Consider the following 23581-nt stretch of genomic DNA (forward strand, 5'->3'; position numbering starts at 1 on the left):
GTGGCGGTGTCCGGGTGACCGGGACACCGCCACATCGGCGTTGTGGGGTCGATCAGACGTCGAGGGCGCCGACCACGTCGCCGATCACCACGATGGCGGGCGGGCGCAGGCCCGCCGCGACCGCGTCGGCGGCGACCGCGTCCAGCGTCGACCGGAGGCTGCGCTGGGCGCCCGTGGTGCCCTCCTGGACCACGGCGGCGGGCGTGGCCGGGTCCCGGCCGTGCCGGACCAGGGTGGCGGTGATCGCCTCCAGGTTCTTGAGGCCCATCAGGATGACCAGGGTCCCGCGCAGCGCGGCGAGGGCCTCCCAGTTCACCAGCGAGGCCGGCGAGTCCGGCGCGACGTGCCCGGAGACGACGGTGAACTCGTGCGCCACGGCCCGGTGGGTGACCGGGATGCCGGCCACCGCGGGTACGGCGATCGAGCTGGTCACCCCGGGCACCACGGTCACCGGCACGCCGGCCTCGGCGCAGGCGAGCAGCTCCTCGCCGCCGCGGCCGAAGACGTACGGGTCGCCGCCCTTGAGCCGGACCACGAACTTCCCGGCCAGCGCGCGCTCCACCAGGATCCGGTTGATCTCCTCCTGGGCCCGGGACGGACCGTAGGGGATCTTGGAGGCGTCCACCAGTTCCACGTCGGGGCGCAGCTCGTCGAGGAGCAGCCCGGGCACCAGCCGGTCGGCGACCACCACGTCCGCCTCGGTGAGCAGCCGCCACCCCTTCACGGTGATCAGCTCCGGATCGCCCGGCCCGGCGCCCACCAGCGCCACCTGACCCGGGCCGCCGCCCCGCGCCGCCCCGGCCGCCACCGGCCCCCGCCCGCCCGAGCCCGGGGCCGCCTCCGGACCGGTCGCGGCCGGCACGGCGCCCGGGCCTCCGGCCGGTCCCACCGCCGTCCCGCCAGCCCGTGCCAGGCCGGTCCGGACGTTGAGCAGGTCGCGGACGGCGTCCCGGACGGTCATCGCGCGATGCGGGTCACCGCCGCCGAGCACGGCGACGGTGACCGGGCCGTGCCGGGTCACCGCCGGGGTCCACGCGGTGGCGGCGGCGCGGTCGTCGGCGCGTACGCAGAAGATCCGGCGCTCGGCGGCGGCGGCGCTGACCGCGGCGGCGGCCACCCGGTCGTCGACGGCGACCTGGACCAGCCACGCGCCGTCCAGGTCGGCCGGGACGAAGCGGCGCGGCTCCCAGCGCAACCGGCCCGCGTCGACGTGGGCGCGCAGCGCCGGGGTCAGCTCCGGCGAGACCAGCAGGACGTCCGCGCCGGCGTCGAGCAGGGCCGGCATCCGCCGGGTGGCCACCGTTCCCCCGCCCACCACGACCACGCGCCGGCCGGCGAGCCGCAGGCCGAGGGGGTACGGGTTCGCGTTCACGCCGCCGCCGCGCTTCGCTCCGCGGCGGCGCGAGGCGCCGCGCTACTGAGCAGAATGGCTCGCTCGCTCCGCTCGCTCACTTCTCGGCCACCCCGGCCGAGTCGAAGGTGGCCACCTCGTGCAGCACCCGGACCGCGCCGGTGACGACCGGCAGCGCGAGCAGCGCGCCGGTCCCCTCGCCGAGGCGCAGCCCGAGGTCGATCAGCGGGTCGAGGCCCAGGTGCCGCAGCGCCGCGGTGGCCCCCGGCTCGGCGGAGCGGTGCCCGGCGACCATCGCCCCGACCGCGTCCGGGGCGAACGCGGCGGCGGCGAGCGCGGCGCTGACCGCGATCACGCCGTCCAGCAGCACCGGGATCCGGCGGGCGGCGGCGCCCAGGATCAGCCCGGCCAGCGCGGCGTGCTCCAATCCACCGACCGCGGCCAGCACGCCCAGCGGGTCGGCCGGGTCGGGCGCGTGCCGGTCGAGCGCGGCCCGCACCACCCCGACCTTCCGCCGGTACGTCTCGTCGTCCACCCCGGTCCCGCGACCGGTCGCCGCCGCCGGGTCGACGCCGGCGAAGGCGGCGATCAGCGCGGCGGCCGGCGTGGTGTTGCCGATGCCCATGTCCCCGGTCAGCAGGATGCCCGCCCCGGCGTCGACCAGTTCGCCGGCGACCCGGATGCCGGTCTCCACCGCCGCCCGCGCCTCGTCCCGGGTGAGCGCGGCGCCGACCGTCATGTCCCGGGTCCCGGGCCGGACGTTCGCGGCCACCAGCCGGGGTCCGGCCGAGCCGGCGAGCGCGGCCGGGTCCACCGGCAGCGGGGTGGCCACGCCGACGTCCACCACGGTCACCGAAGCGCCGGCCTGCCGGGCGAACGCGTTCACCACCGCCCCGCCGGCCAGGAAGTTGCCGATCATCTGGGCGGTGACCTCCTGCGGCCAGGGGGTGACGCCCTGGGCGTGCACCCCGTGGTCGCCGGCGAAGATCGCCACCGCGGCCGGCTCCGGCAGCGGCGGCGGGCAGCTCCCGGCCAGCCCGGCGAGGCGTACCGAGAGGGGTTCCAGGGCGCCGAGCGAGCCGGCGGGCTTGGTCAGCCGGCCCTGGAGGTCGCGGGCGGCCGCCATCGCCGCCTCGTCCAGCGGGCCGATCGCCGCGACGGTGGACTCCAACATCATGCCTCCAGTATTTCCGCCAGTAACTCGGTGAACGCGTCGGTGGTGGCCTGGTCGCGCACCGCGATCCGCAGCCAGTCCGGGCCGAGCCCGGGGAAGCTGTCGCCCCGGCGGACCGCCCAGCCGCGCTCGCGCAGCCGTTCGCGGACCCGGTCGGCGCCGGGCCGGTGGATCAGCACGAAGGCGCTGGCCGGGTGGCCCGCGACGCGTACGCCGGGCAGGCCGGACAGGCGGGCCACCAGGTGGTCGCGGTCGGCGGCGAGCCGCGCGGCGATGACGCGCTCGGCCGCGACGGCGGTCGGCGACGCGCAGGCGGTGGCGGCGGCGAGCGCCGGGGTGGAGACCGCCCAGAGCGGCTGGGCGGCGGCGAGGCGGGCGAGCAGCCCGCCCTCGCCGAGCAGGTAGCCGATCCGCAGGCCGGCCAGCCCCCAGGTCTTGGTCAGGCTGCGCACCACGAGCAGGCCGGGCAGGTCGCGGCGGGCCGCGAGGGACTCCGGCTCGCCGTCGACGCCGGGGGCGAGCGTGGTGTCGGCGAAGGCCTCGTCGACCACCAGCACCCGACCCGGCCGGGCCAGCGCGGCCAGCGCGGCGGCCGGGTGCAGCACCGAGGTGGGGTTGGTGGGGTTCCCGACCATGACCAGGTCGGCGTCGGCGGGCACCCGGGCCGGGTCGAGCCGGAAGCCGTCGGCCGGGTCGAGCAGCACCCGTTCGACGGCGTGCCCGGCGGCCCGCAACGCGGCCTCCGGCTCGGTGAACTGGGGATGCACCACCACCGGTCGGCGGGCGTCGCGCAGCGCTCGGGCGATCAGCACGAACCCCTCGGCGGCGCCGGCGGTGAGCAGTACCTCTTCCGGGGGACGCCCGTGCCGGGCCGCGACGGCCGCGCGGGCCGGCCCGGGGTCCGGGTACGCGGCCAGGTCGGCCAGCGACGCGACCACCGGGTCGGCCAGCCAGTCCGGCATCGGGTCGCGGCGGACGTTGACGGCGAGGTCGACCAGGCCGGGGGTGGCCTCGACGTCGCCGTGGTGGGCGAGGTCCGGCTCGGGCCCGGCCGGGCCCGCCGCGCCCCCGGGGCCGACCGACGACGACGCTCCGGCGGCGTCCCTCGCCCGGGCGGGATCCGCTCCGACGACACCCGGCTCGGGGGCCGGGTCCGTTCCGGGGCCGGGCGTCCCGATCAGCTCAGCGCGCATGTCCGCGATCCTGCCGGGAAGCTGCCGTGCGGGACAGCGGATCCCGGCGTGGGCCGCGTCACCACCCCTCCACCCGCTCGCCCGTTTATGAATTCTTCTCATTTCCGAATCGGAAATGTCATAGCTTGACCACGTGAGCAACCGACCCCTTGCCTCCGCTGGTCGTGCCGTTCCCCTCCTCCGCGCCGGGCTGATCGCCGGCATCGTGGTCGCCGCCCTGGCGTACCCGTTGGCCGCCGTCACCGGCATCGGCGCCAAGGCCACCGCGCACGCGGTGGAGCAGAAGACGAGCATCCTGAAGACCGCGCTGCCCGCCGAGACGTCGTACCTGTACGCGCCGGACGGCAGGACCGTGCTGACGATGTTCTACGAGGAATACCGGCAGTACACCAAGATCTCGGACATGTCGCCGAACATCCAGCAGGCGATCGTCGCCGCCGAGGACAACCGCTTCTACCAGCACCGCGGCGTCGACCCAAAGGGCGTGGCCCGGGCGTTCGTGGCGAACGCCCGTTCCAACGGCGTCTCCCAGGGCGCCTCCACGCTGACCATGCAGTACGTCCGGATGGCCCTGCGGGACAGCGCCAGCACCCCCAAGGAGGTCCAGGAGGCCACCCAGCAGACCAGCCTGCGCAAGGTCAAGGAGATGCGGATGGCGCTGGACATCGAGAAGGAGCTGAGCAAGGAGCAGATCCTGGAGCGCTACCTCAACTCCGCCTACTTCGGCCACCGGGCGTACGGGATCTACGCGGCGTCGCAGATCTTCTTCTCCAAGACCCCGGCCACCCTCACCCCGGTCGAGGCGGCCACCCTGGCCGGCCTGGTCAAGTCCCCCTCCGAGTACGACCCGATCACCTCGGACCAGAAGGACGCCACCGGGCGGCGCAACTACGTGCTGGACCGGATGGCCCAGCTCGGTTACCTCTCCCCGGACGCGGCCGCGACGGCGAAGGCCCAGCCGATCCAGCTGAAGCTCACCAACCCGCCCAACGACTGTGCCTCGATCGACGCCAAGTACCGCAGCTGGGGCTTCGCCTGCGACTACCTGAAGAACTGGTGGAGCTCGCAGCGGGCGTTCGGCGAGAACCGGCTGGAACGGATGGACAAGCTACGCCGCGGCGGCTACCGGATCGTGCTCAGCATCGACCCGAAGATCCAGGGGGCGGCGGAGAAAAACGTGGGCGCCAAGGAGAACACCGGCACCCCGTTCGCCAACGGCATCGTGGTCGCCGAGCCGGGCACCGGCCGGATCAAGGCGATGGCGGTCAACCGGAATTACTCACTGGATCTGAGCGAGAACCCATCCAGCTCCAACCCGGAGGCCGGAAAGAACGTCAAGGCGAACTACCCGAACACGGTCGCGCCGCTGCTCGGCGGGGGCTCGCTCCCTGGCTACCAGGCGGGATCGACGTTCAAGATGTTCCCGATGCTGGCCGCGCTCAACTCGGGCAAGACGCTGTCCACCGAGTTCAACGCCCCGTACCGGTACAGGTCGCGTGTCTACGACGACTGGCAGCCGACGAACGCCAGCGGCGCGATGAGCGGTCAGCAGACCATGTGGTCCGCTTTCGGCAAGTCGGTGAACACGTACTGGGTGTGGATGGAGGAGCAGATCGGCGCGGAGAAGGGCGTCCGCCTCGCCGAGCAGCTCGGGCTGCGCTGGCGGACCGACGTCGACCGAGAGCACGCCGCGCCAAACCGCGCGCCCAAGTGGGGCGCGTTCACCCTGGGCGTCTCCGACGCCACCCCGCTGGAGATGGCGAACGCGTACGCCGCGATCGCCGCCGACGGTCGGTACTGCGAGGCCATTCCGGTGACCACGATCCTGAACCGGGACGGGACGTCGGCCACGTACACCACGCCCGGTGGGGTGCAGCGGGAGATCGCCAAGCCGCGCTGCCGGCAGGTGGTCAACGCGGACGCGGCCCGGGCCGCCACCGACGCCGCCCGCTGCCCGACCGGCGACACCCCGGCGAAGGGCGGCTGCGGCGGCTGGTCGACCGCCGACAGCGTCCGGGGCACGGTCGGCCGCCCGGTGGCCGGCAAGACGGGTACCACGGACAGCACCCGGTCCGCCTGGTTCGTCGGGTACACCCCGGAGCTGGCGGCGGCGAGCTTCATCGCCGACCCGGACAACCCGTTCAACGCGGTGGGTGACGGTCAGTCGCAGGTCCCGATCGGCGCGGTGGCCGAGACCCTGCGCGACGCGCTCAAGGGCCAGCCCACCCGCCAGTTCACCCCGCCGTCCGACCAGATCGTCGGCTGACCGCGCCGCCGACCCCCCACCACCGGACCGCCCGGGGGTGCGCCCGGGTTAGTTGATCAAGAGGTTTGCGTCCGGATCCCTGGCGATCCCCGACGCGAACCTCTTGATCAACTGTGTGGGGCCGGGGCGGGCCGGGTCAGCGGAGGTCGGCGGATACGAAGGACCAGAGTTCGAGGTCCACGCGGGCGCCGCGGACGAAGCCGGCGTTGCGCAGCAGGCCCTCGTAGCCGAAGCCGGCCTTCTCGGCGACCCGGCGGGACGCCACGTTCCCCGGCGCGACCCGCAGCTCGACCCGCTGGAAGCCGTGCTCCAGGATCAACGCGATGGCCAGCGCGTCCACCGCCTCGGCGGCCAGCCCGTAACCCCGGGCCTGCGGCGCGATCGCGTAGGACACCTCGGTCAACCGGGCGCCCCAGTCGGTGCGGCGGGTCCACAGGCAGCCGACCACCCGCTGGTCCTCCCGGCGGAGCACCCCGTAGTGGTCGCCGTCGCCGCTGTCCCGGCGCTGCCGGGCCAGCTCCGTGCACCAGGCCCGGCCCTCGATCTGCCCGGAGGCCTCCGCCAGCGGCAGCCAGCGCTGGGTCTGCCGGTCCGCGAAGACCTCGTCGACCGCCTCGGCGTCGGCCGCGGTGAGCTGCCGGACCTCGGTGCGCGGGGTGGAGACGGTCAGCGCCGGGAAGCGGCGCACCGCCACCTGTCCGATCACGCCGGGGCCGCCACGGTCGCCGGCTCCACGGCCGCGGCGGCCACCAGCCGCGCGGCGATCTCCGGGTACGCGGCCCAGTGCGGGACCAGCTGCGAGGCGTGCACGCCCCGCCAGACGAAGCCCTCCGGCGCGCCGCCGTCCCAGCTCCACGCCGGCCGCTCGCCGGACCGCGGGGTGAGCACCGCGGCGTGCTGCTTGTGCCCGACCACCACCGTGCCGGCGGCGGCCACCACGCTCTCCGTCCGGGCGGTCGCCTCCCGGTAGCCGATCACCATGCCGTCCCGGCTCGCGCCGACCGCGTCGAGCACCCCGCACATCGGCAGCCCGTCCAGCTCGCGGGCCAGCCAGAGCAGGCCGGCGCCCTCGGCGATCACCGGTCGGCCGGTGCGGGCCAGCTCCGCCACGGCGATGCAGAGCCGGCGGTTGGCCGACAGCTCGTCCGCGTACGACTCGGGGAGCCCGCCGCCGACGACCAGCGCGCGGGTGCCGACAGGCAGGGCCTCGTCGCGCAGCGGGTCGACCGTGACCACCTCGGCGCCGGCGGCGCGGAGCAGCTCGGCCGTCTCCGGGTGGCTGTAACTGCCGCCCGGGCCACCGGCGAGCGCGACCACCGGACGCGCCCCGCCCGGCGCCCCCGCCGCCGGCTCCGGCGACCAGGGGTCGACGGTCAGCTCCGGCGCCGAGCGGGCCAGCACCAGCAGCCGGTCCAGGTCGACGGTGGCGGCGACCGCCTCGCCCAGCCGGCGTACCGCGCGGACCGCCTCGCCGTCCCGCGCGATCGCGGGGACCAGGCCGTGCCGGCGGGCGGGCAGCACCGGGGGCAGCTCGTGCCGCCGCAGCGCGCCGTAGACCGGCACGCCGATGTCATCGAGGGCCTCGTGGAGCATCGCCTCGTGCCGGGGCGAGGCCACCCGGTTGAGGATCACGCCGCCGAGCCAGAGCTGCTCGTCGTACGCCCGGAAGCCGTGCACCAGGGCGGCCACCGACTGCCCCATCGCGGCCACGTCCACCATCAGCACGACCGGGCTGCGCAGCGCGGCGGCGACCGCCGCCGTGGACTCGGTCTCCGGCCGGCCGGCGACCGAGTCGTAGAGCCCCATGGTGCCCTGCACCACCGCGAGCCCGGCCCCCGCCGAGCCGTGCGCGAAGAGCGGGGCGATCCGCTCCGGGCCGACCAGCCGGGGGTCCAGGTTGCGCCCCGGGCGGCCGGCGGCCAGCCCCAGGTACGCCGCGTCGACCTGGTCCGGCCCGATCTTGAAACCGGCCACGTCGAGCCCCCGGTCCGCGAGGGCGGCGAGCAGCCCGAGGGAGAGGGCGCTGGTGCCGTGCCCCGAGGAGGGCGCGCTCAACAGGACGCGCGGCACGACGGTCATCATCGACTCCTCGCAGGCGACGGGACGTACGTGGCGGGGGTGGTACGCGGCGGCGGACCGGTCGCGCGGTCCGCCCGCGTGACCATACCCGGCCGGACCGACGGGCGACGGCCGCCGACCGGCCGGTTCGGGCCCGCGCAGCTCAGTGGCCCCGCTCATACGGGTAGCCTCGATGCGTGTACCGGTTCCTGCTCACCCCGCGCTGGCTGGGCTGTCTCGCGCTGACCCTGGTCGCCGCCGCGCTGATGGTGTTCCTCGGCAACTGGCAGCTGGACCGCTACCGGGGACGTACGGCGATCAACGAGCGGATCGACGCCGGCGCGACCATGTCGCCCGCGCCGCTGCGCGACGCGATGCCCGCCCCGACCGGCGGGCCCGGCACCGCCGGCCCCGCCCCCGCCGACCGGCTCACCTGGACCCGGGCCACCGCCACCGGCCGGTACGACCCCGCGAACGTGGTCCTGGTCCGCGGCCGGACGGTCGACAGCACCGTCGGCTTCGAGGTGCTCACCCCGCTGGTGCTCGCCGACGGCACGGCCGTGCTGGTGGACCGGGGTTGGATCCCGCCGGCACCGGGCGGCGGCGCCACCGCCCAGCCGCAGGTGCCGGCCACGCCCACCGGCGAGGTGACCGTCGCCGGCCGCGTGGTGGCCAGCGAGAGCGGCGCCGGCGCGGTGGACCGGCGCGACGGCAAGCTGGAGACCCGGCGGATCGGCGTCAGCCGGCTCGCCCGCGAGCTGCCCTACCCGATCCACGGCGGCTACCTGCTGCTCGACCAGCAGACCCCGGCCGCCGACCCGGCCTTCCAGGCGGTGCCGATCGGGCACACCAACAACTGGCAGAACTACGGCTACGTGGTGCAGTGGTGGCTCTTCGCCGGCATGAGCCTCGTCGGCTACGGCTGGGTCGCCCGCCGGGAGGCACGCCGGGCGGCCGGGCTGGACAAGCCCCGCCCGCCGGTCGACCGGGCGGCCGAGCCGGCGCCCAGCGCCTCGGCCTGACCGGGCGGCTGCCGGTCAGCCGGTGACCCGGCCGGCGTGGATGGCCCGCACCGCGTCGATGGTGTCGGCCTCCGCCGCGGTCTTGTCGTCCCGGTAACGCACCACCCGGGCGAACCGCAGCGCCATCCCGCCGGGGTAACGGCTGCTGGTCTGCACCCCGTCGAACGCGATCTCGACGACCTGCTCGGGGCGCACCCGGACCACCCAGTCGCCCTTCTCCACCGCCAGGCCGAGGAACCGCTCGGTCTGCCAGCGCAGCAGCTCGTCGGTGAGCCCCTTGAACGTCTTGCCGAGCATCACGAACTCGCCGGTACGCGGATCCCGGGCGCCCAGGTGCAGGTTGGAGAGCCAGCCCTGCCGCCGCCCGCTCCCCCACTCCACCGCCAGCACCACCAGGTCGAGGGTGTGCCGGGGCTTGACCTTGACCCAGGCCGACCCGCGCCGCCCCGCGTCGTAGGGGGCCGCCGGGTCCTTGACCACCACCCCCTCCTGACCGGCGTCGAGCGCGGCGGCGAACGCCGCGGCGGCCTGCTCGGGCCCGTCCACCTCCACCCGGCCGACCTGCAGGGTCGGGTCCACCGCGCCGGCCAGCGCGGCCCACCGCTCCCGGCCGGGCAGGTCGATCAGATCCGCGCCGTCGAGGTGCAGCAGGTCGAAGAAGTACGGCGTCAGCACCTTCTCGCCGGTGGTCTCGGCGGCGGCCAGCACGGCCGGCGCCACCGGGGCGGCGCCGGTGGTGCTCGGCGTGGTGCGGCGGGCGGCCCGGCTGGAGGTCTGCTGGAAGGGCAGCGGGCGGCCGGTGGCGTCCAGCCCGATCGCCTCGCCGTCGAGGACCAGCTCCCGGGCGGGCAGCGCGCGCACGGCGGCGACCACCTCGGGCAGCCGGGAGGTGATCTCATCCAGGCTGCGGGTGAAGACCGCGATGTCCTGGCCGGACCGGTGCACCTGGATCCGGATGCCGTCCAGCTTGACGTCGACGACCGCCGGGACGCCGGTCGCGGTGAGCGCCTCGTCCACCGAGGGGGCGCTCTGCGCCAGCATCGGGGCCAGCGGGCGGCCGACCTGGAGCCCGAAGCCGGCCAGCGCGGCCGCGCCGCCGGAGAGCGCGGCCACCGCGACGGCCCGCAGGTCACCGGCGAGCAGCAACGCCCGGCGTACGGCCGGCAGGGGCACCTCGGCGGCCCGGGCGACCGCGTCGGCGAGCAGCCCGGCCTGGGCGCCCTGCCGCAGCTCGCCGCTGAACAGGCCGACCAGCATCCGCTGCTCGTCGGCGGTGGCCGCGGCGAAGAGCCGGCCGACCAGCTCCCGGCGACGGGCCTGCGACCCGGCGCCGCGGACCGCCGAGATCTCGTCGATCGCGGCGTCGACCCCGGCCACGGTCAGCGTGGGCTCGGCAGCCGGCGGCGGCAGGTCACGCAGGCTGGCCCAGCCCACGCCCGTCTGCCGTTGCCGGAGCTCGCCGGCGAGGTAGCCGGAACCGGCCGACACCTCGGGCGGGTCGAGCGATCGGAGCGCGGCGGCGAGCAGCTCCACCTTGGCCCGCCGGCCGCTGGTGGCGCCCACCGCGGCGGAGGTGGCCGCCAGGTCGAGGAACCGCACGGATCCCATCCTGCCAGCCACCCCCGACGCCGCGGCGGATCCCGGCCGGGCGACGGATCCCGCGCGCCACCCGGCCCGGCTGCGGATCCCGCACGGCCGGGCTCATGAGCGGGAGGCCAGAGCTGCCTGCCCGGCTCGTGATCGGCGCGACGCGACGACGAGCCCGTGCCGGTCAGGCCGAGACAGGCTCCTCGATCCGCATGCCGCGCGCGCGGACCTCTTCGGCGACCCGGGTGAGCAGCGTGTCGAGGGCGACCAGCACGGCGGAGAGCTCACCGAGCTGATCCTTGAGCGTGTCCTCGGGCCACGCGGAGACGTTGACGTCCCCCAGAGCACTCACGGCGGCCTGGAGCCGCGTCATCTCGTCGTTCGTACGCATGTTCGAAAGGCTATAACAGCCCTGCGCCCGACACACCCCAAACTCCGACATCGGCCCCGAAGTTACGGGTCCGACACCTCAGCTCCGGTTGGTGCCCACCTCGGCGACCTTCGCCAGCAGCAGCGCCTCGGCCAGGCAGACCCGGGCGAACTCGCCCAGGTGCAGGCTCTCGTTCGGCCCGTGCGCCCGGGCGTGCGGGTCCTCCACACCGGTCACCAGGATCGCCGCCTGCGGGAACATCTCCTGGAAGGTGGCGATGAAGGGGATCGACCCGCCGACGCCGATGTCCACCGGGTCGGTGCCGTCCCAGGCGCCCTTGAAGGCCGAACGGGCCGCGTCGAACATCGGTCCGGAGGCGTCGATGACGCAGGGGTCGCCGTCGTGCTCGAAGGTCACCGTCACCCGCGCGCCCCACGGCGCGTGCTCCTCCAGGTGGGCGCGGAGCGCCGCGTACGCCTTCTTCGGGTCGTCGCCCGGCGCCAGCCGTACGCTCAGCTTCGCCTTTGCGGACGGGACCAGCGCGTTCGGCGCCTCGCCGGTCGCCGGGGCGTCCACGCCGAGCACGGCGAGGGCCGGCTTGGTCCAGAGCCGGTCGGTGATCCGGCCGGTGCCGATGAACTGCACGCCCTCGGCCAGACCGGCCTCGACGCGGATCCGGTCCTCCGGGTAGTCGACGCTGGCGCCCTCCCGGCCGACCAACCCGGCGACGGCCACGTCCCCGGCGTCGTCGTGCAGGGTGGCCAGCAGCCGGACCAGCGCGGTCAGCGCGTCCGGCACCGCGCCGCCGAACATCCCGCTGTGCACCGCGTGCTCCAGGGTGCGGACCTCGACGAAGCAGTTGACGATGCCGCGCAGCGAGGTGGTCAGCGCCGGCACGCCGATGTCCCAGTTGCCCGAGTCGGCGATCACGATGACGTCCGAGGCGATCTCCTCGCGGTGCTCCTCGAGCAGCCGCTCCAGCGAGTCGGAGCCGTACTCCTCCTCGCCCTCGATGAAGAGGACCACGCCGACCGGCAGGCGGTCGCCGAACGCGCGCAGCGCCGCGACGTGCGCCATGATGCCGGCCTTGTCGTCGGCCGCGCCGCGACCGTAGAGACGGCCGTCCCGCTCGACCGGCTCGAACGGGTCCGACAACCACAGCAAGCGATCGCCGACCGGCTGCACGTCGTGGTGGGCGTAGAGCAGCACGGTGGGCGCGCCGGGCGGGGCGGCCTTCTTCCCGATCACCGCCGGCTGGCCGCCGGAGCGCACGATCTTGACGTCGAGGTCGCAACCGCGCAGCAGCTCGGCCACCGCCTCGGCCGATCGCTCCACGTGCGAGTGGTCGAAACCCTCGAAGGCGATGCCCGGGATGCGGACGAGACGTTCGAGGTCGGCACGGACTCCGGGCAGTTCACGCTCGACGGCGGCCCGCACCTCGGACTCGGACATGATCGGTGTGGTCATGACCGGCATCGTATGCCGGCCTTACCCGGCGGCACCTCCGAGCCCGCCCCGCCCGATCAGCGCGGTCTCCCGAAGAGGTGGCCTCCCGGCGCGCCCAGGCCGCTCTTCGCGGCAAGGCGTGCGGATCCCGGTCCGGACGGTCACCGGCGGCGGACGTAGTAGCGGGTGGCGTCGTGCGGGAGAGCCGGCGCGCCGTCGACCACCAGGTCGACCGCCGCCTCGGTGCCGTCGGTGGCGAAGTGCGCCCGTTCGCCGGCGTGCCAGCGACGCAGCTCGGGCAGGATCTCCGACCCGTCCCGGGTGAGCGCGCGGGACAGCCGCATCGGCGCCGGCGCGGTGACGAGGACCGACAGGGTCAGCTCCGGCCGGACCGCCGCGCGCGCCGCGCTCACCCCCTCGACGATCAGCACCGGCCCGACCGGCACCGGCACCTCCCGGTCCAGGAAGCACCGCCGCACCCAGCTGTACCGCCGGTACGCCCCGGGCCGCCCGGCCCGCAGCGGCGCGAGCACCCACTCCTCCAGCCGCGGCCAGAAGGTGAGCTGGTCGTCCCAGCCGTCCAGCAGGTCGTCGGTACGCACCACCGGCGGCCGCCCGCCGCCGGGCAGCGCCGCGAGGGCGTCCGCGAGCCGCGTCGCGAAGACGCTCTTCCCCGCGCCGCTCGGCCCGTCGACCGCCACCATCCGGGTACGCCCCAACCGCGCCGGCCCGGCGAGCACCCGCCGGGCCAGCTCGGCGTACGCCTCGACCACCGCCACCGTCACCCGCCCGACGCTAGTGCCCCCACCGACCGTCGGTCTCTCGCCTCCACCTGCCGGCGCCCGTCATCGCCGCCGGTTGCCGCCACTGCGGTCCTTGCCCCTTGTCTCGCGCGTGGTCGCCCGTGGGTGGCCGGTGGTCCCCCGTCCGCTGGATCCTGCGGGGCGGCAGGGCCGTTCGCCACGCGGACCGGCGACGCCACCGGCATCATCGGGAGGTGCTGCATGACGTGATGAGTCCGGGCATCGACGCCCTGCTGGAACAGGCCCGGGCCGGCCTCCGCCGGCTCACCCCGCACGGGACCATCGAGGCGGTCCGTGCGGGTGCGCTGCTGGTCGACACGCGCACCGAGATGCAGCGCCGCGAGCAGGGCGAGCTGCCCGGTGCGATCGTGATCGACCGGACCGTGCTGGAGTGGCGGCTCGACCCGGCGAGCGCCTGGCGGATCCCCGAGGCCACCGGCTACGACCGGGAGATCGTGGTGGTGTGCCGCCAGGGGTTCAGCTCGAGCCTCGCCGCGGCCGGCCTCCAAGCCCTCGGGCTGCGCCAGGCCACGGACATGATCGGCGGCGTGGAGGCCTGGCGGGAGGCGGGACTGCCGATGTCCGACCGACTCGCCGACGTCCGCTACTGAGCGCGCCACGCCCTCTGCCCAGCGCCCCCGGCGTGATCGCTCCCCGTCGACGGACTCCGCCGGCAGCCCTCCGGCGGCCTGATTCGCCTCGGGTCGGCCGAACCGGTCCGGGGAGCCATCAGGTCGGCGACGTGGCGGTGTCAGCCGGTCCGGGAACCCACCAGCTCGGCGACGTGGCGATCCAACCGGCTCGCGTCCCGCCGCTTCGCCAGGCCGGGGCGGTTGGCCAGGCCGGGGCGGTTGAACCAGGACGGGCGGGTTGGCCGGGCCGGCACGGGTCGCCGGGGCGAGGGTGGGTGGTCAGACGGGTGGGGCGCCGGGCGGGATGAAGGGGAGACCGGCCGGCGGCCCGGCCTCGATCAGGCGCCAGAGGGCGTCGGTGTCCAGGTGTTCCTCGACGAGGTCGCCGAGCAGGTCCAGGGTCCGCTCCCGAGCGGCGGCGAACGCGGTGTCCGGGGCGGCCCGGAAGCCGGTCCGCCCGGCGAGCCGGGCCACCTCGGTGAGGAAGCGGCGACGGAACCCGTCGGACTCGAAGGCTCCATGCCAGTGGGTGCCGTGCACCGCGGCGAGGAGCGCGCCCTCGGCGCTGCCGTCGGTGTGGCGGAGCAGCGGGGTCAGGGTCGGGTCGGTGGCGGAGACGTACCCGTGGTGGATCTCGTAGCCGCGGACCGGGACGTCGCCGGCGGCCGTGCCGGCGGACTGGCGGACGGTCTTGCGCGGGTCGAAGGTGATCTCGATGGGCAGCAGGCCCAGTCCGGGGACGCTGCCCTGGCGGCTCTCCACCGGGTCGTGGATGGCCCGGGCGAGCATCTGGAAGCCGCCGCAGATGCCGAGCAGCGGCTTGCCGGCGGCGGCGTGCGCCAGCACCGCGTCGGCCAGCCCGGTCTCGCGCAGCCAGGCCAGGTCGGCCACGGTGGACTTGGAGCCGGGGAGCACGACCAGGTCGGCGGCGGCCAGTTCGGCGGGCTCGACGGTGAGCCGGACCCGGACGCCGGGCTCGGTGGCGAGCGCCTCGACGTCGGTGGCGTTGCTGATCCGGGGCAGCCGGACCACGGCGACGTCCAGCCAGTCGGTGCCGTACGGGGCGGCCGGTCGACCGAGCACCCGGCCGTAGGCGAGCGAGTCCTCGGCGTCCAGCCAGAGGTCCAGCTCCCAGGGGAGCACCCCGTACGTCGGCCGGCCGGTGACCCGGTGCAGCATGTCCAGCCCCGGCTGGAGCAGCCCGAGGTCACCGCGGAACTTGTTGATCACGAAGCCGGCGATCAGCGCCTGGTCGGCCGGGTCGAGCAGGGCGACCGTGCCGAACATCGAGGCGAAGACGCCACCCCGGTCGATGTCACCGACCACGATCGTGGGCAGCCCGGCGTGCCGGGCGAGCCCCATGTTGACGTAGTCGCCGGCCCGCAGGTTGATCTCCGCCGGGCTGCCGGCCCCCTCGCAGATCACCACGTCGTACGCCGCGCGCAGCTCGGCGAGCGCGCTGAAGGCGGTCCCGGCGAGCCGGGGCCGCAGTTCGCGGTAGTTGCCGGCGGTGACCGTGTCGACGGCCTCGCCGAGCAGCACCACCTGGCTGGCGTGGTCGCTGCCGGGCTTGAGCAGCACCGGGTTGAAGCGCAGATCGGGGGCGAGGCCGCAGGCGGCCGCCTGCATCGCCTGGGCGCGGCCGATCTCGCCGCCGCGCCCGTCGGGGCCGACCACCACCGCGGAGTTGTTGGACATGTTCTGCGCCTTGAACGGCGCGACCTTCACGCCCTGCCGGTGCAGCCATCGGCAGATGCCGGCGGTGAGCACGCTCTTGCCGGCGTCCGAGGTGGTCCCGGCGACGAGCAGCCCGCCGCTCACCGCCCACTCCCCCGGGCCGCCCCGGCCCGGCCCACGCCGCCCACGGCCGGCCGGGACGCGACCCCGGCGGCCACGGCGCCACGCACGCCGCGCAACGCGGACCGCCGCACCGTGCCGACCAGTCGCCCTACCGTGAGCGGATACGTCGCCGCGATCCCGAGGGCGGCCAACCCGACCGCGCCGGAGATCCGGGCGGCCCGCTTGAGGTGCCGCGCCTCGGGACGGGGGCCGTCGCCGAGGTACGGGCGCACCTCGGACCGGCCGAAGTAGACGTTGCGCCCGCCCAGCCGGACGCCGAGCGCGCCGGCCATGGCCGCCTCGCACTGGCCGGCGTTCGGGCTCGGGTGGTCGTTGCGGTCCCGGCGCCAGACCTGCCAGGCCCGGCCACGGTCGCCGTGCGCGGTCGGCGCGACCGCGATGGTGAGCAGCCCGGTCAGCCGGGCGGGTACCAGGTTGAGCAGGTCGTCGAGGCGGGCTGCCGGGGTGCCGAACCGGGCGTAGCGGGGCGAGCGGTGCCCGACCATGGCGTCGAGCGTGTTCGCCGCGCGGTAGCCGAGCAGGCCGGGCAGCCCGGCGACCGCGCCCCAGACCAGCGGCGCGACGACGGCGTCGGAGGTGTTCTCGGCGACCGATTCGACGGTGGCCCGGGCCAGTTCCGGCTCGTCCAGCGCGGACGGGTCCCGCCCGCAGAGGTGGCCGAGCCGATGGCGGGCGGCGGGCAGGTCGCCCCGGCGCAACGCCCGGCCCATCACCCGCGACTCGTGCCGCAGGGTACGGCCGCCCAGGACGGTCCAGGTGCCGGCGGCCACGAGCGTCGCCCGTGCCACCGGGTGCCGCCGGGTGGCCAGGGTGGCGGCGACGCCGAGCAGCACCGGCGCGCCCACGGCCAGCGTGGTGAAGGCCGCCCCGGCGGCCCGGTCCGGCCGGTAGAGCCGCTGCTCCAGCCCGGCGGCGGCCCGGCCGAAGCCAGCCACGGGGTGCCCGCGGCGGGGGTCGCCGAGGAGCGAGTCCAGGGCGTAGCCCACCACCAGTCCTGCCGCGTTCGCCGTCGCGGTCGCCTGCCGCACCCGTCACCACCTCCGGCCGGCCAGCCTAGTCGTACGGCGGGGTGACCACCGTCGCGTCGCCACCCCGCTCCCCCGTGCACGACTCCAGGGTCAGGCGGGCACCGGCGTCCGTCCCCGGCCGCGCCGGCCCCGACCGGTCGGGGTGACGCCGGTGGTGGTGTCGTCCACGACCGGGTCCAGCTCGTCGGGGGTGCCGGCGTCACCGGGCTCGGCGGCCAGTTCGTCGGCTTCCTCGTCGTCACCGGCGTCGTCGGACCGGTCGTCGAAGGGGTCCGTCACGGCACCGAATTCACCGCCCGACGGACCGTCCATGTCGAGGTCGGGCAGACCGGGCCCGGCGTGCGGGGCGGCGAACCCGGGCAGCTCGAACTCGTCGTCGAACGGCCGGTCGTCGGGCGAGGCGGGCGCCTGCGCGGACGGCACCGGCTCGGTGGCCTCGCCGTGCACCCGGCGCTCCGCCTCGGCGTCCTCGACGGTGCTGGTGGTCATGCTGGGCCGGTTGCGCAGGAACCGGCCCCGACCGCGGGACAGGTCGTGGCCGACCGCGACGGCTTCCAGCTCGTAGAGGGTGCGGTGGTTGCCGGCGTCGTCGGTCCAGTCGCGGGTGTAGAGGCGGCCGGCGACGACCACCGGGTCGCCGACCATCACGGAGGCGGCCACCCCCTCGGCCAGCTTGCGCCAGCAGTTGACCCGGACCCGCAGGCTGTTCCCGTCGACCCAGCGGCCGCTGTCCCGGTCGAGCCGGCGGGCGGTCGAGGCGACCTTGAAGTTGGCCACCAGGGTGTTGCTCTGGGTGGTGCGGCGCCACTCGGGCGCGGTCAGCACGTTGCCGACGATGGTGACGTACGTATCGAACATCTTCCCTCCAGGGGAGATTCGGGGCTTGCCGTGGCGAGTCGACTCGACGCCGGGCCTCGGCCACCGGACGCGGCACCGTCACCTCCACCGGCACGACCTGTGGACGACGCGGCGGCCTGTGGACAACGACCTGATCAAGGTCCGGCCTGCTAGTCCGCCTGACCCTCGGGGCGCAGCATGATCGGAATCGCCGGGCGGGCCGCTGGCGGCGGGCGGTTCCGGACGGACGCCGACTGGGTATGGATTTGATCAACCGAGAGAAAGGCCAGCGAGATGATCCTCTGCTCACTCCGTACGACCGGTTCCGTCCGCACCCAGGGTGAGGTCCGGCGATGAGCGCCGTGGCGAACCCCGCGACCGTGGCCGGGTGCCTGCGCGTCGGCGCCGGGTTCTCCCAGGGGGACCGGAACTGGATCGCCGAGCAGTTCGCGACCCTGGACGCCCGGCTGGCCGGGTTCCACGCCGACGCCACCGAGCTGGAGGTGTCGGTCAAGGACCGCGAGGCCCGGGGGCAGAAGGTCACCCTGGAGTGCTGGGTCGCCGGCCGGCAGAAGATCGTCACCACCTCCAGCGAGGAGGACCTGCACGCCGCGCTCAACGACGTCCGCGACGACCTGCGCCGGCGGCTGAACGACGCCAAGACCCGGCAGGAGCCCCGGCACAACAAGCACCTGCGGGACAACGGCCTGGTCGACGCCGGCGCCGACCAGGCCGAGGAGCGGGACGAGCTGCCCGCCGCCGACCCGAGCCGGGCCGACGCGGAGACCGTCTGAGGCGACCCCGCCCCGTCCGCGCGGTGCGGACGGACGGGGCGGGGGCTACCGCCGGGTAGCGTCGCGGCGTACCGTCGCGGTTGTGGAACCGGACGTGCTGGGACCGCCGTACGAGCGGCAGACGATCGACCTGGGCACCGACGACGAGGGACCGGTCGTCGCGACCCTGATCCGCCGCCGGGCCGAGCGCTCGACCGGGCGGGCGGTGCTCTACGTGCACGGCTTCGTCGACTACTTCTTCCAGACCCACGTCGCCGACTTCTTCGCCGAGCGCGGCTGGGACTTCTACGCCCTCGACCTGCGGAAGTACGGCCGCAGCCTGCAGCCGCACCAGACCCCGAACTTCTGCCACGACCTGAGTGAGTACTTCCCCGAGCTGGACGCCGCCGCGAAGATCATTCGCGCGGAGGACGGGCACGACACCCTGCTCGCCATGGGCCACTCCACCGGCGGCCTGATCATCTCGCTCTGGGCGCACGCCCGCCGCGAGGCCGGCCTGGTCGACGGCCTCTTCCTGAACAGCCCCTTCTTCGACATCAACGCGCCCTGGCTGGTCCGTCGCCCCCTCGCGGCCGCCGTCTCCCGGCTGGGCCGCAGGGCGCCGCACCGCATCCTCCCCTTCGGGCTCGGCACCGTGTACGGCGAGAGCCTGCACGCCGACCACCGCGGCGAGTGGCGGTACGACCTGGCCTGGAAGCCGCTCGCCGGGTTCCCCGTCCGGGCCGGCTGGATCAACGCCATCCGCAGCGCCCAGCGCCAGCTCCGCGCCGGGCTGGAGATCCCGGTGCCGGTGCTGCTGGCCTGCTCGACCCGCAGCTTCCGGGGCACGAAGTGGCACGAGTCGGCCACCCTCGCCGACGCCGTGCTCGACGTGGAGCACATGGTCCGCTGGGCGCCCCGGCTCGGCCGGCACGTCACTCTCGCGCGCTTCGACGGCGGGCTGCACGACCTGACGCTCTCCAGCCCCGCCGTACGGGAGAAGGTCTTCACGGAGGCCGGGCGGTGGGCGGAGGCCTTCCTCGGCGCGGGTCCGACCGAGCCGGCGGCGCCGGACGGGCCGCCGGCGGCCCGGCGGCCGGTCGACGACCGGGCCGGTGCGACCGCCGAGGGCTGACCCTCAGGCGCCCGACACCGCGGCGAGCGCCGCCCGGATCCGGTCGAAGGTCGCGATCCGGTGGCCGCCGCCCTCGCCGGGCCGCACCAGACCCAGGCAGTGCACCGCCAGGTCGCCGCCGGCGGTCTCCTCGACGCCGAAGACCGGGGCGCCGACGTAGCCGGCGGGCAACTCCGTGGTGATCCGGATGTCGTCACCGTCGCGGACCAGCCGCTCGATCGCCACCTCCAGCGGCCGTGACCCGTCCTCGGCGACGCCGAGCGCGAGCACGAACGCCGACGCGGGGGCATTGCCGATCCGGGCGACGGCGTCCGAGGACGCTGCCACCGCTTCGGTCACCGGCTGCGTCCGCCACCGCCAGCCTCGGCCCTCGGCGTGCTCGTGCAGGCCCTTGGCGAGCATGGCGGCGAGCCCGACCTCCGGCAAGTGGACCCACTGCGCGGCGAAATCCGCCAGCAGGATCCGGTCTGACGCGGCCCCCGCCGGCTCGGTCATGCTCGGCCGCAGACCGATCTCCCCGTACGGTGCCCGGGTGATCGCGTCCGCGGTCAGCAGGTACTCGCGCACCAACTGCCTGCCGTCCGTGGCCGTGACCAGCTCCGTGAAGAAGAACACCGTCCCGAAACCCCGGCCGGTGTCACCCGGCCGGTCGAGCTGGCCGACGGGCAGGATGGCGCGGCCGAGGAGCTTGCAGAGCTCGGAGGCGATGTCGTTCTCGGTTTCCGGGTCGAGCAGCACGACGCCGAGGGTACGGATCGTGGCTACCGGCCGTCTGCCGACCCGGTAAACCCGCGTGCCGCCGCGGGCGCGCCGTGCGACGCTGATCGGCGACGTGGTCGGGGCCCCCGTTCCCCCGCGCACCCGGGAGGCGGCGGTACCCTCTTGGCGCGACACCCACGACGCGCGCCCGTAGCTCAGCGGATAGAGCAGGGGACTTCTAATCCCAAGGCCGCAGGTTCGAATCCTGCCGGGCGCACCACCGTCACCCCAGCTCAGCGGCTTACCGCTCCCGGTTCGGACGATCGTCACGGCGCCCGCACAGCCATTCGTACAGCCAAATCATTCGGACAAGTGCCTCCCGGCATCGTCCACAGCCGCCCGCTCGATCTCCGGCATCGACGTGCTTCCCGCCTCACTACAGAAAGCAGGGCCGGCCATCTTCAGGGATCGGCCTGCCAGGTCCTTACGGCTCGTGCTCTCGCTCGGGGTGGAACTCCCGATTGATCAGCGGGCGACCAGGAAGGGAGATGCAAGCCTGTCCGGGGTGAGCACCGCAGACCGGACAGTCACGCATCTCCGCCACCTCCAGGCAAGGTTGGCCCCGGCCGCGCCGCACAGCACACACTGCCCGGCTGATGTCCAGTGCCGCCTGGTGCAGCTCTTCGTCCTGGTGCCGCACCGCACCCTCACGGACCCGCCTGACGGCGTCCCGGAAAAGCGCCATCAGCTCCGCGTTTTCGTCCGCCACGGGTCAGAGGATAGGCACACCCCGGGGCACCCCTGGCCGCTTCTGAGACCTGGACATCATTGTGGGGCGCCCCACCGCCACCGCTGCTCAGCGGCTTGTCGCTTCCGGTCGAGTCGATCACCAGGGCTTCCGACACCCAGTCGTACCGCGCACTGCGCTGCTCGTTGCGAAGCTAGTGTGCCGTGTCCACAAACGTTGGCCGGGTTGTTCGGGGTTGGGGAAATGTCGTAGGTGTGGTGTTGGCTTCGGTTCGTGCCTCGTCGTCGGGATCCCGCCGCCCCGCGGGGTCGTGCATCGCACCGCGGGCGTCGCGTTGCGGGTGACGCCCGGGCAGCGGCGGCGGTGTTTCGGGCTGCTGCGCTCGGCCGGTGATGTATGGGCGTGCGTGTTGGAGGTCAACGGGTGGCGGCGCGGCCGCCGGGACGTACCCCTGTCTGGTTATCAGGAGTTGTGTCGGGAGTTGGCGGCGTCGGGGCCGGGCACGTTCGCCGAGCTGGATTCCACGGGGGCGCGGTCGGTGTTGCGCCGGTTCTCGGATGCGTGGTTCGCGGCGGCGAAGCGTCGGAGCGCGGGTGACGTGTCGGCGCGGTTCCCGCGTCGGCGGCGGGGGTTGGTACCGGTGCGCTGGTATCACGGCACGTTCACCCTGGACGGGCGTCGGGTGCGGATCCGGACCGCGAAGGGCACGTCGGCGTTGTGGGTGCGTCTGGCGCGGGAGGTGCCGTATCCGGTCGAGCAGGTCCGGTCGGTCACCCTGCTGTGTGAGGGTGGCCGGCTGTTCCTGGACGTGACCGCTGAGGTGCCGGTGGCGGTCTACCCGCCCGGTGAGCAACGGGACCCCGGCAGGGTGGCGGGGGTGGACCTGGGGATCATCCACCCGTATGCGCTGGCCGGCCCGGACGGGGAGGGGTTGCTGGTGTCGGGGCGGGCGATCCGCGCCGAGCACCGCATGCACCTGGCCGACACCAAATCCCGCCGCCGCGCCGTCTCACGCCGGGCACCGAAGCCGGGCCAGATGGGATCCCGGCGGTGGCGGCAGTACCGGCGTCGGGTCCGCCTGGTGGAGGGCCGGCACCGGCGGCGGGTGCGGCAGGCCCAGCACGAGGCCGCCCGCAACGTGATCTCGTGGGCGGTGGATCAGCGTGTCGGTGTGTTGCACGTCGGCGACCCCCGTGGGGTGTTGGACCTTCCTGCGGGGCGGCGGCACAACCTGCGGTTGCGGCAGTGGCAGATCGGCCGGCTCCTGCAGGTCCTCACTGACAAGGCCACCCTCGCCGGTATCAGTGTTCGGCTGGTCGACGAGCGTGACACGTCGTCGACCTGCCCCGCCTGCCGAATGCGGGTATCGAAGCCTCGTGGGCGGACGTTGTCCTGCCCGCACTGCGCATTTTCCGGGCACCGCGACCTCGTTGCGGCGGCCAGCATCGCCACCCGTGTTCCGGGCGGCGGATCCACCACCCCGGCAGCTGTTGTGCTGCCGGAGGTGGTCACGCACCGTCGAGCCGGTCGGCATCTGCCCGGTGCCGGCCGGTCCCGACGTGACCCCCGCCGCCCAGCCTGGGCGGCGCGAGGATCAGTTGGCCCGCGGAGGCCCGCCCCACCACCCGGTGGGGAGTCGCTCGCCCAACAGGCGAGGATCCACAACACCCACCGCAAACCCGGTGAACGTTAGTGGACACCGCACTAGACTCGCGCGATGCTCGATGTCCTGAGGCTGGAGCCGCTGCTGTTTCCCGCCGAGTTCACGTCGCACCGGATGCGGATCCTCGTGAACGGCGTTGACGTGGTGGCAGCGGCGTATCCACCGGGCGGCTTTCACGGGAACCCGGTAGCCGGCTTCACACCCTCCTGCTTGCTGGGGCCGGGTGGGCTGGCCGTCGCACCGGTAGCACGAGAGGTCGGGTTGGGCGGGTCCGACACGACCGAGGACGAACTTGCGGTCCGCATCCGTCAGGTCGGCTCTGAAGTGATCTGGGATTGCTGGTGCCTGACAGACATCGGAACAGTGCTCAAGGAGGGGCCGGAGGTCGGGCTGGAGACCTTCCGGTTCGACGCGCAGGCGTACGCGGCTGAGATGGCTCGTGCCACGGCCCGGTCGAGCCGAGTATGGCCGGCTCGGTCGGTTGCCGAGGCGCTCCAGGCCGTGTTGTGGCGGGAAGGGTACGCGCAGGACGGCGGAGCCTGGATACGCAGCTATGTGGCGATCCGTGCGCCGGAGGAACGCCCGGACGTGGTCGAGATCAGCTACTACGCCCGCGACCTGAGCGAACTCCGGCATGCCATGCCGGGCAGATACGTGGTCACCTTCCCGGTCGACGGTACTGATCCCAACGCCCAGGCCCGGGACATCGTGCACCGGCTCGGCCACGAAGACCTGAAACCGCTGTCGGCCCACCAACCTCGTCAACGGCACCGCTGACCGCCTCCCCCGGCAGGTACCACAACCCGGCGTGCTGCGGGTCGCGAAGCCACCGGACGTGCGATGCCTCATCGGGTCGAGGCTTCCAGTCGCGATAGGGCAAGTAGGCCAGACGCCAGGCGATCACGGCGAAGATGTAGAGGCCCGGCCCAACCAACC

At 74.7% G+C, this 23581-nt stretch carries 20 protein-coding genes, 1 tRNA gene and 1 pseudogene; 8 read left to right on the forward strand and 14 right to left on the reverse strand.

Going from position 1 to position 23581, the window contains the following annotated elements; all coding sequences use genetic code 11:
* Positions 1-52: 52 nt before the first annotated feature.
* The 3 genes from cobA to cobC form a co-directional block, all read right to left on the reverse strand.
* Positions 53-1372 carry a uroporphyrinogen-III C-methyltransferase gene (gene cobA, locus EV384_RS32020; RefSeq protein WP_130339287.1) on the reverse strand — a complete coding sequence of 440 codons (1320 nt, stop codon included), beginning with the start codon at positions 1370-1372 and terminating at the stop codon, positions 53-55.
* 76 nt (positions 1373-1448) lie between these two features.
* Positions 1449-2525, reverse strand: coding sequence for a nicotinate-nucleotide--dimethylbenzimidazole phosphoribosyltransferase (gene cobT, locus EV384_RS32025; protein WP_130340936.1), 1077 nt, complete (start codon positions 2523-2525; stop codon positions 1449-1451).
* Complete coding sequence (gene cobC, locus EV384_RS32030) at positions 2525-3718, reverse strand: Rv2231c family histidinol phosphate aminotransferase CobC (RefSeq protein ID WP_130339289.1); 1194 nt, start codon at positions 3716-3718, stop codon at positions 2525-2527. Before cobC ends, cobT begins: the two co-directional genes overlap by 1 nt.
* A 133-nt stretch (positions 3719-3851) precedes the next feature.
* Here cobC and EV384_RS32035 point away from each other — a divergent pair, with 133 nt between their 5' ends.
* Entirely contained in the window at positions 3852-5984 is a 2133-nt protein-coding gene (locus EV384_RS32035) for a transglycosylase domain-containing protein (RefSeq protein ID WP_130339291.1), read from the forward strand.
* A gap of 136 nt (positions 5985-6120) precedes the next feature.
* Here the strand turns inward: EV384_RS32035 and EV384_RS32040 are convergent, their stop codons facing one another.
* On the reverse strand, positions 6121-6690 hold the full coding sequence (locus EV384_RS32040) for a GNAT family N-acetyltransferase (protein WP_130339293.1): 570 nt from the start codon (positions 6688-6690) through the stop codon (positions 6121-6123).
* Positions 6687-8063, reverse strand: coding sequence for a cobyrinic acid a,c-diamide synthase CobB (locus EV384_RS32045; RefSeq protein ID WP_130339295.1), 1377 nt, complete (start codon positions 8061-8063; stop codon positions 6687-6689). Before EV384_RS32045 ends, EV384_RS32040 begins: the two co-directional genes overlap by 4 nt.
* Before the next feature lie 176 nt (positions 8064-8239).
* Between EV384_RS32045 and EV384_RS32050 the strand changes: the two genes are divergently transcribed.
* Positions 8240-9064, forward strand: a complete 825-nt coding sequence (locus tag EV384_RS32050; RefSeq protein WP_130339297.1) for an SURF1 family cytochrome oxidase biogenesis protein — start codon at positions 8240-8242, stop codon at positions 9062-9064.
* Positions 9065-9079: 15 nt separating this feature from the next.
* Here the strand turns inward: EV384_RS32050 and EV384_RS32055 are convergent, their stop codons facing one another.
* The 4 genes and pseudogenes from EV384_RS32055 to EV384_RS32070 form a co-directional block, all read right to left on the reverse strand.
* On the reverse strand, positions 9080-10672 hold the full coding sequence (locus EV384_RS32055) for an ATP-dependent DNA ligase (protein WP_242624391.1): 1593 nt from the start codon (positions 10670-10672) through the stop codon (positions 9080-9082).
* Between the two features lie 163 nt (positions 10673-10835).
* Positions 10836-11042 carry a hypothetical protein gene (locus EV384_RS32060; protein ID WP_130339299.1) on the reverse strand — a complete coding sequence of 69 codons (207 nt, stop codon included), beginning with the start codon at positions 11040-11042 and terminating at the stop codon, positions 10836-10838.
* Positions 11043-11120: 78 nt separating this feature from the next.
* A complete protein-coding gene (locus tag EV384_RS32065; RefSeq protein ID WP_207232705.1) occupies positions 11121-12473 on the reverse strand; it encodes a dipeptidase in 1353 nt (450 codons plus the stop codon).
* Between the two features lie 157 nt (positions 12474-12630).
* A pseudogene (locus tag EV384_RS32070) lies at positions 12631-13252 on the reverse strand (uridine kinase family protein); the annotation flags it as partial.
* A gap of 227 nt (positions 13253-13479) precedes the next feature.
* Here EV384_RS32070 and EV384_RS32075 point away from each other — a divergent pair.
* The gene (locus tag EV384_RS32075; RefSeq protein ID WP_130340938.1) at positions 13480-13881 is read left to right on the forward strand and encodes a rhodanese-like domain-containing protein; all 402 of its coding nucleotides are present in this window, start codon (positions 13480-13482) and stop codon (positions 13879-13881) included.
* A gap of 140 nt (positions 13882-14021) precedes the next feature.
* On the opposite strand, the gene EV384_RS36970 is transcribed toward EV384_RS32075, so the two are convergent.
* From EV384_RS36970 to ssb, 4 genes are all read right to left on the reverse strand, one after another.
* Positions 14022-14156 (reverse strand): hypothetical protein, encoded by a 135-nt coding sequence (locus tag EV384_RS36970; protein WP_278045662.1) that lies wholly within the window; start codon positions 14154-14156, stop codon positions 14022-14024.
* 25 nt (positions 14157-14181) lie between these two features.
* Complete coding sequence (locus tag EV384_RS32080; RefSeq protein WP_130339305.1) at positions 14182-15723, reverse strand: cobyric acid synthase; 1542 nt, start codon at positions 15721-15723, stop codon at positions 14182-14184.
* A complete protein-coding gene (locus EV384_RS32085) occupies positions 15720-16790 on the reverse strand; it encodes a cobalamin biosynthesis protein (RefSeq protein WP_130339307.1) in 1071 nt (356 codons plus the stop codon). The genes EV384_RS32080 and EV384_RS32085 overlap by 4 nt, the downstream gene beginning before the upstream one ends.
* A gap of 90 nt (positions 16791-16880) precedes the next feature.
* Positions 16881-17648, reverse strand: a complete 768-nt coding sequence (gene ssb, locus EV384_RS32090; protein ID WP_130339309.1) for a single-stranded DNA-binding protein — start codon at positions 17646-17648, stop codon at positions 16881-16883.
* Between the two features lie 332 nt (positions 17649-17980).
* On the opposite strand from ssb, the gene EV384_RS32095 reads away from it, so the two are divergent.
* Together EV384_RS32095 and EV384_RS32100 are read left to right on the forward strand one after the other, a co-directional pair.
* A complete protein-coding gene (locus tag EV384_RS32095; protein ID WP_242624392.1) occupies positions 17981-18421 on the forward strand; it encodes an HPF/RaiA family ribosome-associated protein in 441 nt (146 codons plus the stop codon).
* A gap of 82 nt (positions 18422-18503) precedes the next feature.
* Positions 18504-19535, forward strand: coding sequence for an alpha/beta hydrolase (locus EV384_RS32100; protein WP_165440124.1), 1032 nt, complete (start codon positions 18504-18506; stop codon positions 19533-19535).
* Positions 19536-19538: 3 nt separating this feature from the next.
* Here the strand turns inward: EV384_RS32100 and EV384_RS32105 are convergent, their stop codons facing one another.
* Complete coding sequence (locus tag EV384_RS32105) at positions 19539-20273, reverse strand: hypothetical protein (RefSeq protein ID WP_130339311.1); 735 nt, start codon at positions 20271-20273, stop codon at positions 19539-19541.
* Between the two features lie 165 nt (positions 20274-20438).
* Between EV384_RS32105 and EV384_RS32110 the strand changes: the two genes are divergently transcribed.
* The 3 genes from EV384_RS32110 to EV384_RS32120 all read left to right on the forward strand — a co-directional run bounded on the left by EV384_RS32110 (position 20439) and on the right by EV384_RS32120 (position 23422).
* Positions 20439-20514: transfer RNA gene (locus EV384_RS32110), tRNA-Arg, on the forward strand.
* Between the two features lie 808 nt (positions 20515-21322).
* Complete coding sequence (locus EV384_RS35220; RefSeq protein ID WP_242624558.1) at positions 21323-22675, forward strand: RNA-guided endonuclease InsQ/TnpB family protein; 1353 nt, start codon at positions 21323-21325, stop codon at positions 22673-22675.
* Positions 22676-22699: 24 nt separating this feature from the next.
* Positions 22700-23422 carry a hypothetical protein gene (locus EV384_RS32120; RefSeq protein ID WP_130339315.1) on the forward strand — a complete coding sequence of 241 codons (723 nt, stop codon included), beginning with the start codon at positions 22700-22702 and terminating at the stop codon, positions 23420-23422.
* Positions 23423-23581 lie beyond the last annotated feature (159 nt).

Source organism: Micromonospora kangleipakensis, from assembly GCF_004217615.1.
Taxonomy (GTDB): domain Bacteria; phylum Actinomycetota; class Actinomycetes; order Mycobacteriales; family Micromonosporaceae; genus Micromonospora; species Micromonospora kangleipakensis.

Excerpts from the sequence above, each read along its gene's own strand:
- EV384_RS32120 (WP_130339315.1), top strand. The coding sequence starts at position 22,700 with ATGCTCGATGTCCTGAGGCTGGAGCCGCTGCTGTTTCCCGCCGAGTTC.
- EV384_RS32060 (WP_130339299.1), bottom strand. The coding sequence starts at position 11,042 with ATGCGTACGAACGACGAGATGACGCGGCTCCAGGCCGCCGTGAGTGCT.
- ssb (WP_130339309.1), bottom strand. The coding sequence starts at position 17,648 with ATGTTCGATACGTACGTCACCATCGTCGGCAACGTGCTGACCGCGCCC.
- cobC (WP_130339289.1), bottom strand. The coding sequence starts at position 3,718 with ATGCGCGCTGAGCTGATCGGGACGCCCGGCCCCGGAACGGACCCGGCC.
- EV384_RS32065 (WP_207232705.1), bottom strand. The coding sequence starts at position 12,473 with ATGTCCGAGTCCGAGGTGCGGGCCGCCGTCGAGCGTGAACTGCCCGGA.
- cobT (WP_130340936.1), bottom strand. The coding sequence starts at position 2,525 with ATGTTGGAGTCCACCGTCGCGGCGATCGGCCCGCTGGACGAGGCGGCG.
- EV384_RS32075 (WP_130340938.1), top strand. The coding sequence starts at position 13,480 with ATGAGTCCGGGCATCGACGCCCTGCTGGAACAGGCCCGGGCCGGCCTC.
- EV384_RS32055 (WP_242624391.1), bottom strand. The coding sequence starts at position 10,672 with ATGGGATCCGTGCGGTTCCTCGACCTGGCGGCCACCTCCGCCGCGGTG.
- EV384_RS32095 (WP_242624392.1), top strand. The coding sequence starts at position 17,981 with ATGAGCGCCGTGGCGAACCCCGCGACCGTGGCCGGGTGCCTGCGCGTC.
- EV384_RS32045 (WP_130339295.1), bottom strand. The coding sequence starts at position 8,063 with ATGACCGTCGTGCCGCGCGTCCTGTTGAGCGCGCCCTCCTCGGGGCAC.